A 14,033-nucleotide genomic window follows, 5' to 3' on the forward strand; every position below is an offset into this window, starting at 1 on the left:
TTAAAATTAAGGTTTTTATTCTTAACTTTTTATGAGGGTAAAGTTAGCATATCCAAAACCTTAAAAAATTTTTTGTTTACAAAAAAATTATTAGTTTTGTGGGTGTATTATTGTTCACTAAAATTACATTCACAATACATCTCTTTTGAATTCATTTAATCCCCTCACAATTAATTGTAAAAAACAAATAATTGTTTGAATGAAAACTTAACTATGGTTTCAATTTTATTGCTGATTTTTACTGGCCTTATGGGGTTTGTTACTTTATTTATTATCTTATTTGGATACAAATCAAATAGAGTAATAAATATTTATCTCGCACTTGTTATTTTCTTTTGTTCCTTAAGATTATTTATTATAGGAGTCAAAGAATTAACACAAAATCCTTATTTAATATATTATATTCAAAACCACAATTTGTTATACATATATATAGGACCTTGCGTTTATTTATATTTTGATAAACTTATAAAAAATCAAAAAAAAATTTCTCCAAAAGATTTATATCACTTTATTATTCCAACTTTATTTGTTTTAGAGAAACGATTATCCATATTAAGAAACCTCTTTAATCTTGATTTCAGAACAGTTTGGCTCTTTATAATCTATTGTGTTTGTTTTGCTGTTGTTATATTTTTGAAATTAAAAAGAAATATTTGGAATAAAAAAGGGTCTCTTGAAATAATGATTAAGCAAAATCAATTAATTAAAAATTGGTCAATTTTCATTTTTGTTGCTTTAAGTCTATCTGTTTTCCGTTTAATAGTATCATTATTTATAGAAACTAATAGTGGTGGAGTCATTTCTGGAATATTAGGTATTTGGTGTTCTTCAATTGTTTGGATATGTATTTTTATTAAAATATTGACCACTCCAGAAATACTCTTTGGATATTCAATATTGAATAAAAAAATAAATGAAAACAACATTAGTTCAAATAAAATTTCACCTTTAAAATTAGTTTCGAAAGTAAAAATAACAAATCTTCAAGACTCAAAACTAACTGCTAAAATAAATCCAAACATAAAAAAATATATCAATGAAATTAACATTGTTTCAGAACAAAATAATTTATTTAGAAACTCAAAATTTAAGTTAACTGAACTTGCATTGAAATTAAACATACCAAAAAGTCATTTATCTTATTTATTCAAATACCATTCAGAAATTTCATTTTCTGATTATAAAAAAATCACCCGAATTCAAGATGCCTTGAAATTAATAGAGGCGGGATATTTAAATTCCAATACTTTTGAATCTTTAGCAATAGAAGTAGGATTTGCATCATACAATCCTTTTTTCACAAGCTTTAAAGACATTGTTGGAAAAACTCCAAACGAGTATTACAACACAATTTAAATTTGATTTAAACTTAAAAAAAAGACCCAATTTTTATTGAGTCTTTATTATAATTGTAATTGTAGGTTTAATTTTACTTATAATATTTCTTGTATTTTGGATAAGAAAGTGCTCCAATAATTGTAATCCCAGTCAAAGATTGCCAAATCCAACTCAAGGAACTCGCTTCACCGCTAGCATAAGAATGCAAGCCTACAAGATGGAAATTCACTCCGTAATAGGTAAATAATATCGATACAAAAGCAAACATACTCATCAAATTGAAAACCCATTTTCCTCGGAACATTGGTACAAATCGAGAGTGAATTACAAAGGCATAAATCATAATACTGATTAGCGCCCATGTTTCTTTTGGGTCCCAACCCCAATAACGTCCCCAACTTTCATTCGCCCATTGCCCGCCAAGAAAGTTTCCAATGGTTAACATTACCAAACCAATTGTCAACGCCATTTCATTGATATAGGTGATTTCCTTAATGTTTAATGCCATCACTTCTTTATTTTTATCATTGGTAAAGAAAATTAGAACTAATGAAACAAAACCTAAAATCATTCCTAGTGCAAATGGACCATAACTCGCCACAATTACCGCCACGTGAATCATCAACCAATAGGAATTTAACACGGGTTGTAAGTTGGCAATATCTGGATCAATCCAATTCATATACGCTGCCATCAAAATCATTGCAGTTACAAATGCTGAAGATGCAACCGTTAATTTAGATTTTCTATCGAATGCCAAACCAAAAAACATCGTTGCCCAAGCCACATAAATTATAGATTCATACGCATTACTCCATGGTGCGTGACCCGAAATATACCAACGCGCTATCAATCCAATGGTATGTAAAGCAAATAATAGTCCAATTATAACGTGCATTATATTCACAGAAATTGCCATGAACTTATTGTCTTTGAATATTTTAATAATTGTGAGTAATAACATTAAAACGCCCGCCATCATATACAAATAAAACAGCTTTTTGAAAACATCGTATTTATTATACAAGATTTCAGCGGTGATTTTTTCTTCACTTGGCATCACTTGAACTCCAAATTTTCGTTGGTATTTTTTAATTCCTTCTAAGTAGAAATCAACATCTTTATAGTTATTTTTTTCACTCGCATTTTTCAACGAATTTAAATATAACGGAACAATTTGTGATGTAAATATCGAATCCATTCCTTTCAAACCTGCGTGACTTAATTCTAAATGAGAAACCCACTTATTATTTGAATCTTTGGGAATTGGGAAAATACGCAAAATACTTCCTGATGTAGCTTGATTTAACAGATTGACTTTTTTATCGGTTTCCACAAAATCTTTCTCAAAGTTATTTGGGTTTGCCACTTTATAAGCTTCATCTAAATACGACGATAATTTATAGTTTCCTTTAGCATCAAAAAACGCAATAAAAGGAGCGTATTGTGCGGTTTTATCAATGCCAATAATTTTACGAATACTGTCATTTCCTGCTTTTATATAAATCAATGGAATTTCGTACCAAGCTGTTGGAAATTGTGTCATTGACAAAAATACCTGATCAGAATTCATTCCATTATATTCGTCTTTATGACTCACTTTTCGTAATAATTCTGATGAAAAAGTATTCAAAGGCTTCATTCTTCCACCAGCATCTTGAATTACAAGTCGTCCAAATTTGGCTGCGTGTTCTTCTGAGACTTTATATTTATGAACTAAAGAATCTATTTGTTTTACAGATATTTTCTCTTCTTTATGTTGTGAGAGAACGCTACAACTCAACAATAACAATGCAATCGTGATTAGTTTTGATTTTTTCAATTTCACAACTTCTAATTTTCTTTTAATATCCGCAAAGCGAGAATGCTTTGTAAATAGAATCGCCATCAAACCAAAAAACAACATAAAATAACCGATATACGTGATTAAAGTCCCCCAATAATCATGATTTACCGATAAAACAGTTCCTTTTTCATCTTGATCAAATGAAGATTGGAAAAAACGATACCCTTGATGGTCTAATATATGATTCATAAAAATTTTAGCATCAAATTTTGAGGTAGAATCTTGAACGGTAACATCGCTTTCAAAAGCAGAAAAACTCTTTTCGGTTCCGGGATATTTTAAGGCTTTAAAGTCATTTAATTTGATTTTAAATGGCAAAATATAGGCTTTACTTCCATAGAAAAAGGTGTATTCTATTTTGCCGATTTTCACCGATTTTGATTCACCAATCGTTCCTTTTGTTCCCAAAAGCGTAACTTCTTTATCCTGACCTTCCGAATTTAGATTTAAAATCAAGGCATCTTCGTGCGTTTTGGCTTTGTAATCATTTTTTGCAGAATACCCGATAACGCCTTTCACAGCTGGGTCTGGAAATACAAATTGTGTTCCGCCAACATTATATAACGAGCGCATCATCAACGGCTGAACAACATCTTTGGAAACAGTTCCTTTCAATTTATCTGCCATTCTCATAAATTGTCCTTCAAATGGCGTTTGAATTGTAGAAGAATTATCTGTAATTGTAATGTTCGTTGCTCCTTTTACATATTTATTCAAAGAGAAAAGCATATTGTGAATATTTTGAACTTCGCCTTCTTTTAGAAAATGTTCGTGACGTGTTCCGTCGCCGGATTCTACCATTTTAAAGTACAAAACCCCTTTAGAATCTGGTTTGATAATTTGATTGGCACCCAATAAATAATCTTTGTACGATATTTTAAAATCAGTAGTGTTAAAATTACTTTTTATAGAAAAATTGTTGTTCGTAACTGGAGAAAGCAACAATGATTTTTCAAAAACACGACGCTTCATTTGTCCTTGAAAATCACCATCTACAAAAATTGTAAGAAACATTTTATCAGAATAAAACTGATTTTCGGCAGCGCCTTCGCGAATTGGCATCATTCCTTCATAACTAATATATCGTGTTATGAAAGCTCCTGACAAAGTAAAAATAAACGAAATATGAAGGATTAAAGTTGCCCATTTTTCTTTTCTTAAAAGTTGGTAACGTTTAATATTTCCTGCAAAATTGATAAGGAATACACCCATAATTGCTTCAAACCACCACGCATTATAAACCCAAATTCGAGCCGTATCGGTATTGTATTTGCTTTCGATAAAGGTGCCACAAATCATTGCTATTGCAAATGACAAGAATAAAAAAGCCATTAATCGTGTTGAAAACAAAAATGAAAATATTTTTTTATCCATTATAAAAGACATTTCTTTAAAAGTGGTACAAAAGTAATTCAAATTTGTTTAATTATGTGTTTCAACAACTCATTTAAGTATTTTTTAAGTGATGTTTTAAAATATCTTAAAATCTAAATAGTTAAAAAAAAATCAATAATTTAGCCAAATGATAAAACTAAGTATTATTGGTTCTGGAAACGTAGCGCAACATTTGATTGTAGCACTCCAAAATTCCATTATTAATGGTGCCGAAATGGAATTGGTTCAAGTTTTTGCAAGACAGAAAACATCAGTAACGCAGCTATTGGATTTCAATAACATTACTCATAATTGGAGTACTTTGGCAGAAGCCGATTTATATATCCTTGCCGTTTCAGACGATGCAATTTCGACTGTATCGGAACAAATTCCTTATAAAAATAAATTAGTTGTTCATACTTCTGGGGGAATTTCATTGGAAATATTAGCGTCAAATAATCGAAAAGGCGTTTTTTACCCGCTGCAAACTTTTTCAAAAAACAAAACTGTAGATTTCAAAATTATACCAATTTGCATAGAAAGTCAAAATGCTTCCGATTATCAATTGTTACAAAAAGTTGCTCAAACCATCTCGGATGCTGTTTTTGCAATTAATTCTGAACAACGAAAAGCATTGCATTTGGCGGCAGTTTTTGTGAATAATTTCACCAATCATTTGTATAAAATTGGAAATGATATTTGCAAAGAAAACAATGTGCCTTTTGAAATATTAAAACCTTTAATTCAAGAAACTGCCGAAAAAATTACGCAGCTTTCGCCAAATGAAGCACAAACTGGGCCTGCAATTCGCAATGATATTGAAACCATAAATGCTCATTTGTCCTTTTTATCAGATGAAAATCAAAAAAATATTTATAAAATATTAACCCAATCTATTCAAAATAATGGCAAGAAGTTATAAGGAAATAATGAACGATATTACCACATTTATATTCGATGTAGATGGCGTACTTACTGATGGTTCGGTGCATATTTCGCCTACTGGCGAGATGCTGCGAACGATGAATATTCGAGATGGTTTTGCTATGAAAGCAGCCATCGAAAGCGGCTATAATGTGTGTATAATTTCTGGCGGAAACAATGAAGGCGTTCGTACTCGATTGAGAAATCTTGGCATTACAGATATATATATGGCAACCCCAAATAAAGTAGAAACTTTTAAAGAATATTGCGAATTATATACTATTTCACCCGAAAGCGTTTTATATATGGGCGATGATATTCCCGATTTTCACGTGATGCAATTGGTAGGATTACCAACGTGTCCGCAGGATTCAAGTCCCGAAATAAAAGCAATTTCAACTTATATTTCCCATAGAAATGGAGGAAAAGGAGCTGCTCGCGATGTAATTGAGCAAGTGATGAAAGTGCAAGGAAAATGGCATTTGTATTACGACGGAAAACACGATTAATGACTATTATACAAAAATTAAAATGTTGAATTTACTCAAATTAATACGCTACAAAAACCTGTTGCTGCTTGCTTTTATGCAATTAATCTTCAGATATGGATTTTTAAAACTTCAAAATGTACCCTTATCACTTGCCGATTGGCAATATGTTTTATTGGTATTTTCAACCGTTTGCATAGCGGCTGGAGGCGCTATTATTAATGCTATTTTTGACCAAGAAACAGATTCTGAAAACCGACCTGATTCTGTAATTGTTGGAAAATATATCACAGAAAGCAAAGCCTATAATTTATATGTAGCCTTCACTTTTACAGGTGTTGCCATTGGTTTCTATTTGTCAAATGTGATTGAAAGACCCAATTTTGCAATCGTATTTATTCTAATTGCGTCCACACTTTATTTATATGCTACAAGTTTAAAACAAAGTTTGCTGATTGGAAATATAATAATTGCTTTGTTACTTTCTGCAAGCGTTTTAATCATTGGACTTTTTGATTTATTACCTGCAACTTACGATGGAAATCAGGCAATAATGGGTTTAATCTTTGGAATTTTAATTGATTATGCTGTTTATACTTTTATCATCAATATAATTCGTGAAATCGTAAAAGATATTGAAGATTTTAATGGCGATTCAAGTCAAGGAATGAGCACTTTACCAATAGTTATTGGCGTTCCGAAAGCTACTAAAGTTGTTTTTGCTTTGAGTTTCATTCCAATAACTTGTGTGTTTTATTATTTAAAAGTTTATATTTTTGATGGAAATTTAATGCTAAGTTCCATTTATGGATTAATATTCATTGCAAGTCCCCTACTCTATTTTACGGTTAAAATTTGGTCTGCAAAAGAACCAAAAGACTTTCATCATTTGAGTACAATCTTGAAATGGATTCTATTTTTTGGTATTCTTTCCATTTTGGTAATCAGTTTAAATATGAAAAATAATGCTTAAAGCGATTTTAAAAAATCATAAAATTATTTTGGCTTCGGGGTCACCGAGAAGACAGCAATTTTTCAAAGATTTAGACTTAGAATTCGAAATTCGATTGAAAGACATTGAGGAAATTTATCCAGTTCCTTTAAAAGCCGAAGAAATTACCAACTTTTTAGCCGAATTAAAAGCCAACGCCTTTGAAGGAGAATTAAATGAAAATGAAATTTTAGTTACCAGCGACACCATTGTTTGGCACAAAAATAATGCTTTGGGAAAACCAAAAGATTATGAAGATGCCTTTCAAATATTGAAATCTTTATCTGATGATACGCACGAAGTTATCACTTCCGTTTGTTTCAAAACAGTAGAAAAAACAACCACTTTTCACGAAGTTACCAAAGTGACATTTAATGCTTTGAGCGATGAAAGTATCCATTATTATTTGGAAAATTACAAGCCATTTGATAAAGCTGGAGCTTACGGAATTCAGGAATGGATTGGTTTTATTGGCGTTTCAAAAATTGAGGGTTCTTATGCCAATGTGATGGGAATGCCAACCGATAAAGTGTATGAATATTTACTTAAAATCACATAAACAAAGCTCAAATTCTATTTTTTACATTCTTTGTAAATGATGGAGATTAAAATAATGTAAGTACCTTTTGGCATTCATTTTTTGATAGAATTTAAACAAAAACTACAAAATAGTATTTCAACAAATACCATAAATAAAAGATTTTTTTAATCCCACTTTTTAAGATTTGATTCTAAATTAAATAAATTAAAAACAAAAATAACGGAAATAGTTCCATCTATGCCTATATACTGCCGTTTATTACTTAGTGTTTGCAATATCAAAAAAGATTTACGTAATTTATAAAAACATAAATATTTGTTTTCATTGTTTTATTATAAAAGAGTAGTAGTTTAAAAATTATTTTGGAAATTTTAGTAGATTTTAAATTCTTTGATAAAGAATTTTGCCAATTGTAATATAAAAAACTGCTGCTCTTTTTATGGACTATTCTGTTCGATTAAAATACAAATAAATTACAAGGGAATCTCAATACTGTATTTCTTTTTGTTTTTATTTTCTAATTTAGAATCGCGCAACCAAGGATTGTAAATCTTCAAAATTTTGTAATTAATTCCTTGACTAATTGCCAAATCAGCCAAATTATTAACAGTGCTATCGATTTCTATTTTTCGTGTTGGAAATAGTTCGTATAATTCTTGTTTTGGAATATTAAATCCAAATTTCTCTGGGTTTTTCATAATTTCTTTCAAAGCCAAAATTCTAAAAACATACCGTGAAGTCTCATCATTTAGCAATAAATCATAATAATTACTGACTTTTTGAATTTCAATTTGCTTGTTAACACCAGTCATTCCACCATTATAAGAAGCCGCAGCCAAAGTCCAAGAACCAAACTTTTCTTTTGCAGCCAATAAATATTTACAAGCAGCTTCCGTTGACTTCTCTAAATGATACCGCTCGTCAACACAATCATTCACTTCCATTCCTTTTTCCTTAGCCGTTTCAGGCATAAATTGCCAAACTCCTCTTGCTCCAGAACCTGAAACTGCATTCAATAAAGCGCTTTCAATTACTGCTAAATATTTAAAATCATCGGGAACACCATTTTTTTTTAAGATTGGCTCAATTACAGGAAAAGCACGGTTCGCTCTTTTTAAAATTAATATCGTTGAAGCATGCAAATTGGCATTAACCAACAATTCACGATCAAAACGTTCGTTCACATCTGGAATGTTTAAAGGTGTATTTTCTCCTGCAAAATCAGCTGCTGTGGGAAAATAATAAGCCGTTCCTTCGTGCGTAATTTTGTTTTTATTTTCATTAGAAATAGCAAAAATAGAAATGCCACTTACTATAATAATTGAGGTTATAATTCCTGCTTTTTTAATCCAATTCATTTTATATATTTTAATAGTGTAAAATTACAAAAATCAAACCGATTCTGCTTCTTGTCCCAAAATTATTTTAGGCAAATTCGAATTAAACCATTTGAATTTACTCAAAATCATTATATGTGTCCCGCCTTTTACAACAATACATTTGTCAATGTTTTTTATCGTAAAAACCTCATCTGTATCTCCATGAATGTGAGTCACGTTCTTTACAATTTCAGTTCTATCCCATAAAATTATTTTTTCGATTGCCCAATCCAAATAATTTTTATCACGAACAGAAAGAAACTTTTTATACAATTCAAATCTTTTATTCACCTTATCTCCAAATGAAAATTTAACTAAATTTTCAATATTTGAAATCAGATTTGTTGGTAAAAGTTTATACGCTTTTGTAGTTTTAGCAACTTTAAAAGCGGTAGGGAATTCAAGATTACTTTTAACACTTGAAATTATTATTGTCTTTCTAACATCTAAAAATTTAGCCATTTCTTGCACTAAAATCCCGCCAAATGAAACGCCAATTAATACAGGGTTTTTATGAGTTACTTTTTTAGAAATTCTTTCTGCATATTCCGACAAAGATTCATTGTTTAAAGGCAATTCCCATTCCAATAAAATCATCTCAAAAATATCCAAAGGAAGAGCAATTCTTTCAAAAATAGAAGAACTGGCTGCTAATCCTGGCATGAAATAAACTGGAATTCTACTCATCAAAAAATGATTTAACATTCTATAATTGAAACAAAAGGAATTAATCACGAAATTTGTATAAAATTAAATCATTAATCGGAAATATAATCGGTTTCCTTTACAATTATGAATAAATTATGACAACCCAATTATACAAAGCTTCTGAACGTGGAACTGCCAATTTTGGATGGTTAAACGCTAATTATTCCTTTTCTTTTGCCAATTATTTCAATCCACAGAGAATACAATTTGGAGCGCTACGCGTTTTAAATGACGATACAATTGCCCCCGGAATGGGGTTTGGAACGCATCCTCACGAAAATATGGAAATCATTACCATTCCTCTTGAAGGCGCTTTGAAACACCAAGATAGTATGGGAAATGAAGGTACTATTAGCTTTGGGGAAGTTCAAGTTATGAGTGCTGGAAGCGGAATTCAACATTCTGAAGTCAATGCGAGCAAAACAAATCAGTTAAAATTATTGCAACTGTGGGTTTTTCCTGATGCCGAAAATGTAACCCCAAGATACGAGCAAAAGTTTTTTGATCTTGAAAAAAATAGCGGCTCATTTGTAAATATTGTTTCTCCAAAAGACTCAAATAATGGAAATGCACTTTGGGTTCACCAAAAAACATATTTTAATTTAGGGATTTTTGAAAGTGGCAAAACGAGTTATAAAATTAACCTAACCGATAATAGTGTATATTTGTTTCTAATTGACGGTGAAATTGTAGTTGATAATCAGCTATTAAAAGCAAAAGATGCTTTAGAAATATCCGATTTTAGCGAATTTGATATCGAAATTAAACAAAAAGCCAAGATGCTGATTATCGAAGTACCAGCCAAATAAACTAACTAATTTTATGGAAGTCCAAGAAATTATGGAAATAAAAGACAATGCGTTTTCAAGACAATTCGAAACCTTTTTTGAAGGGAAAATAATACTCTTAGAATATTCCTTTCAAGAGAAAAAGATATTTTTAACGAAAATTCAAACTCCAGACAACTTTGATAACGAAGCTTTTATAAATGATTTCCTAAAAAATATTATGGAAATCGCCTACGAAAGAAAGCTGAAAGTTGTGCCGATTTTACCAAAAATAGCAACTTTTTTTAGAAAAAATCCTACCTATAAAGATTTGCTTCCTCCAGGAATTAAACTGTAACTATACTTTTCAAAAACTCCATTCGCACACTTCCATCTTCATCAATTTTGGTGAGATTAATTTCGTGCAACGTATTTACTAATTCTGGGTTCCAAGGCGTTTTCACTTTTACATAATTTTCTGTAAAACCATGAATATAACCCCCTTTATTTTCACTTTCAAAAAGCACATTTCGATTGGTTCCAAGTTGACTTTCATAAAAAGCACGTCGTTTTTTTACAGATAAACCACGCAACATTTTGCTTCTTTTAGCTCGAACATTTGCAGGAACTACTCCGTCCATATCAGCAGCTTCGGTATTATCACGTTCAGAATACGTAAAAACGTGTAAATAAGAAATGTCCATTTCATTCAAAAAATGATAGGTTTCAAGAAAATGTTCGTCTGTTTCACCAGGAAAACCAACAATAACATCTACGCCAATACAAGCGTGCGGCATCACTTCCCGAATTTTATTCACGCGCTCCGTATAAATTTCTCGCAAATAACGACGCTTCATTAATTTCAAAATATCATTGCTTCCAGATTGCAGCGGAATATGGAAATGTGGCACAAAAGTCCTACTTTTAGAAACAAAATCAATCGTTTCATTTTTCAATAAATTAGGCTCAATCGAAGAAATTCGCAAGCGCTCAATTCCTTCAATTCTATCCAATTCCTGAACCAATTCTAAAAAAGTATGCTCGTGTTTTTTATTCCCAAATTCTCCTTTTCCATAATCCCCAATATTCACACCCGTCAAAACGATTTCCTTGATGTTTTGCTCCGAAATTTCCTTTGCATTTTTCAATACATTTTCTAAAGCATCACTTCTCGAAATTCCTCGTGCCAAAGGGATTGTACAATATGTACATTTATAATCACAACCATCTTGAACCTTCAAAAATGCACGAGTTCTATCTCCAATCGAGTAACTTCCAACGTAAAAATCAGCCTCAGAAATCTCACAAGAATGCACTTCGCTCCTATCATTTTTGGACAAATCATTAATATAATCGGTAATTTTAAACTTTTCTGTAGCACCCAAAACCAAGTCCACGCCATCCACATTTGCCAATTCTTCAGGTTTTAATTGCGCATAACAACCCACCGCCGCAACAAACGCTTTATCATTCAATTTCATCGCTTTTCGCACTACCTGCTTGAATTGTTTGTCCGCATTTTCCGTCACAGAACACGTATTTATCACATAAATATCGGCAACTTCTTCAAAATCGACACGATCAAAACCTTCCTCCGTGAAATTTCTCGCAATCGTAGAAGTCTCCGAAAAATTCAGCTTGCAACCCAAGGTGTAAAAAGCAACTTTTTTTCTATCCGTCATATTTTTTTTATTTGGGCGAATCCCTTTGGGTCGGGCTTTCGGCTATATATTTTATTCCGCTTTCGCTGCACAAAATGATACCGCCTCTATCCCTTTCGCAAACACTGTGCAAATTTACACAATAATCGTATAATGATACACTATTCGCATAGCAAAAAAAAACCACAAATGAATAATCAATTGTGGCTTTACAAATTATATTAAAAAAAATAACTTATTCTTTTCTCCACTTTTTAGATTTTTCAAAAACGTGTTCCAAAATGGCTTTGTCTTGTTCGGTAAATTCTACGTGTCTTCTGTCCATTACGATTTTTGCAACTTCAAAAGCTTTTTTAGTAAGATACGTTACAAATCCAGAAGCACCGCCCCAAGAAAAACTCGGGACGAAATTACGAGGAAAACCACTTCCGAAGATATTTGCACTCACACCAACAACAGTTCCCGTATTAAACATCGTATTAATACCGCATTTACTGTGATCGCCCATCATTAAACCACAAAACTGAAGTCCCGTTTTGGCGAAATTTTCTGTTTCATAACTCCATAATTTCACTTCTTCATAATTATTCTTCAAATTAGAATTGTTGGAATCAGCACCAATATTACACCATTCTCCCAACACCGAATTTCCTAAAAAACCATCGTGTCCTTTATTAGAATAACCAAAAAGAACAGAATTATTGACTTCACCACCAATCCTGCAATGCGGGCCAACTGTGGTTGCACCATATACTTTAGTAGCCAATTTTACTTGGGCTTCCTCGCACAATGCAAACGGACCACGAATTACAGAACCTTCCATAATTTCAGAATTTTTGCCAATATATATAGGTCCTGTCGAAGCATTTAATGTTACAAATTCTAATTTTGCACCTTCTTCAATAAAAATAGCTGAAGGAGAAATTACATTAACACTTTTTGGAATGGACTGCGAGGTTCTGTCTTCTGTTAAAAGCTCAAAATCTTCCCGAAGAGCCGCATCATTTTTAGCAAAAATATCCCAAGTATGTTCTACTTTCAGACAATCTGCATTGAATTCAATAATTTCATAAGTATCAAAATCTACTTCTTCTTGTGATTCTTGTGTGTAAAAAGCAATTACTTCATCGCCTCTGAAAACCGCTTGATTTCGCTCTAAATTACTAATTAATTCAACCAAAATTGGATTGGGCAAATACGAGGCATTTATCATTACGTTTTCCTCCAATTCTACCATTGGAAACTTTTCCGATAAATATTCTTCGGTTAAAGTAGTAGTTGTAGAACCCAAATATTTCTCCCATTTTTCACGAATTGTTAAAATTCCAATACGAATGTCGGCAACTGGGCGCGTGAAAGTGAAAGGCAATAATGCATTTCTGGAAGGTCCGTCAAAGAGGATATAATTCATTTTATTGTGGTTCAAAGGTTATAGGTTCAAAGTTACAAAGATAAACAAGAAAATGAAAAAGTTTTAGGTATAAAAAAACCTCGCAATTTGCGAGGTTTTATATAATTTGAAAACAGATAACTATTATTTACCGTGTTTAGCGTATTTAGTTTTGAATTTATCAATACGTCCTGCAGTATCGATAAGTTTAGATTTACCTGTGTAAAAAGGGTGAGAAGTTCTTGAAATCTCCATTTTCACAACTGGATATTCAACACCTTCGTGTGTGATAGTTTCTTTAGTATCTGCAGTAGATTTTGTAATAAAAACGTCTTCATTTGACATGTCTTTAAAAGCAACTAATCTGTAATTTTCTGGGTGTACACCTTTTTTCATCTTAAATCTTTTTTTATTTGTTCAATTATAATTTGTTTTGAAGCTTTTCTTCTCACAGAAAAGGTATAAACGCACTATAACTTTTTGTTTTTAACTTTATTATTTTGAGTTTGCAAATTTACACTTATTTTTCAATAATCAAACCTTAGTTACATTTTTTTTTATTTCAATGAAAATCACAGCTATCCGAAAGTTTTAGAAAAAATCTAAATTTCCTTTGTTAGGTA

At 31.4% G+C, this 14,033-nt stretch carries 13 protein-coding genes; 7 read left to right on the forward strand and 6 right to left on the reverse strand.

All coding sequences use genetic code 11. The features are described 5' to 3' along the window. Window positions 1-684: 684 nt before the first annotated feature. A complete protein-coding gene (locus tag AC9UEH_RS11045) occupies window positions 685-1,359 on the forward strand; it encodes a helix-turn-helix domain-containing protein (protein WP_509531777.1) in 675 nt (224 codons plus the stop codon). Between the two features lie 73 nt (window positions 1,360-1,432). Here the strand turns inward: AC9UEH_RS11045 and AC9UEH_RS11050 are convergent, their stop codons facing one another. Further along, window positions 1,433-4,561: a cytochrome c biogenesis protein gene (locus AC9UEH_RS11050; protein ID WP_509531780.1), complete on the reverse strand. Its 3,129-nt coding sequence runs from the start codon at window positions 4,559-4,561 to the stop codon at window positions 1,433-1,435. A gap of 148 nt (window positions 4,562-4,709) precedes the next feature. Between AC9UEH_RS11050 and AC9UEH_RS11055 the strand changes: the two genes are divergently transcribed. Genes AC9UEH_RS11055 through AC9UEH_RS11070 form a run of 4 tightly spaced genes read left to right on the forward strand, consistent with a single transcriptional unit; the run spans window position 4,710 to window position 7,523 of the window. After that, a complete protein-coding gene (locus tag AC9UEH_RS11055; RefSeq protein WP_509531782.1) occupies window positions 4,710-5,483 on the forward strand; it encodes a Rossmann-like and DUF2520 domain-containing protein in 774 nt (257 codons plus the stop codon). After that, window positions 5,467-5,994: a KdsC family phosphatase gene (locus AC9UEH_RS11060; RefSeq protein ID WP_509531785.1), complete on the forward strand. Its 528-nt coding sequence runs from the start codon at window positions 5,467-5,469 to the stop codon at window positions 5,992-5,994. The genes AC9UEH_RS11055 and AC9UEH_RS11060 overlap by 17 nt, the downstream gene beginning before the upstream one ends. Before the next feature lie 22 nt (window positions 5,995-6,016). Then, window positions 6,017-6,946, forward strand: coding sequence for a geranylgeranylglycerol-phosphate geranylgeranyltransferase (locus AC9UEH_RS11065; RefSeq protein ID WP_509531787.1), 930 nt, complete (start codon window positions 6,017-6,019; stop codon window positions 6,944-6,946). Further along, window positions 6,939-7,523 carry a Maf-like protein gene (locus tag AC9UEH_RS11070; protein ID WP_509531790.1) on the forward strand — a complete coding sequence of 195 codons (585 nt, stop codon included), beginning with the start codon at window positions 6,939-6,941 and terminating at the stop codon, window positions 7,521-7,523. The genes AC9UEH_RS11065 and AC9UEH_RS11070 overlap by 8 nt, the downstream gene beginning before the upstream one ends. Window positions 7,524-7,978: 455 nt before the next feature. On the opposite strand, the gene AC9UEH_RS11075 is transcribed toward AC9UEH_RS11070, so the two are convergent. Continuing rightward, window positions 7,979-8,863 (reverse strand): lytic transglycosylase domain-containing protein, encoded by an 885-nt coding sequence (locus AC9UEH_RS11075; RefSeq protein WP_509531793.1) that lies wholly within the window; start codon window positions 8,861-8,863, stop codon window positions 7,979-7,981. 33 nt (window positions 8,864-8,896) lie between these two features. Further along, window positions 8,897-9,571, reverse strand: a complete 675-nt coding sequence (locus AC9UEH_RS11080) for an alpha/beta hydrolase family protein (protein WP_509531796.1) — start codon at window positions 9,569-9,571, stop codon at window positions 8,897-8,899. A 116-nt stretch (window positions 9,572-9,687) separates the two neighbouring features. On the opposite strand from AC9UEH_RS11080, the gene AC9UEH_RS11085 reads away from it, so the two are divergent. Together AC9UEH_RS11085 and AC9UEH_RS11090 are read left to right on the forward strand one after the other, a co-directional pair. After that, a complete protein-coding gene (locus AC9UEH_RS11085) occupies window positions 9,688-10,401 on the forward strand; it encodes a pirin family protein (RefSeq protein WP_509531799.1) in 714 nt (237 codons plus the stop codon). A 31-nt stretch (window positions 10,402-10,432) separates the two neighbouring features. Continuing rightward, window positions 10,433-10,717 (forward strand): GNAT family N-acetyltransferase, encoded by a 285-nt coding sequence (locus AC9UEH_RS11090; protein WP_509531810.1) that lies wholly within the window; start codon window positions 10,433-10,435, stop codon window positions 10,715-10,717. On the opposite strand, the gene mtaB is transcribed toward AC9UEH_RS11090, so the two are convergent. The 3 genes from mtaB to AC9UEH_RS11105 all read right to left on the reverse strand — a co-directional run bounded on the left by mtaB (window position 10,707) and on the right by AC9UEH_RS11105 (window position 13,806). Next, window positions 10,707-12,041 carry a tRNA (N(6)-L-threonylcarbamoyladenosine(37)-C(2))-methylthiotransferase MtaB gene (gene mtaB, locus AC9UEH_RS11095; protein WP_509531802.1) on the reverse strand — a complete coding sequence of 445 codons (1,335 nt, stop codon included), beginning with the start codon at window positions 12,039-12,041 and terminating at the stop codon, window positions 10,707-10,709. The two genes, AC9UEH_RS11090 and mtaB, sit on opposite strands and share 11 nt — an antisense overlap. Before the next feature lie 214 nt (window positions 12,042-12,255). After that, window positions 12,256-13,431: a GlmU family protein gene (locus AC9UEH_RS11100; RefSeq protein WP_509531805.1), complete on the reverse strand. Its 1,176-nt coding sequence runs from the start codon at window positions 13,429-13,431 to the stop codon at window positions 12,256-12,258. A gap of 123 nt (window positions 13,432-13,554) precedes the next feature. After that, a complete protein-coding gene (locus tag AC9UEH_RS11105) occupies window positions 13,555-13,806 on the reverse strand; it encodes a type B 50S ribosomal protein L31 (RefSeq protein WP_509531807.1) in 252 nt (83 codons plus the stop codon). Window positions 13,807-14,033 lie beyond the last annotated feature (227 nt).

The sequence above is a fragment of the Flavobacterium sp. genome (assembly GCF_040402835.1).
Classification (GTDB): Bacteria; Bacteroidota; Bacteroidia; order Flavobacteriales; family Flavobacteriaceae; genus Flavobacterium.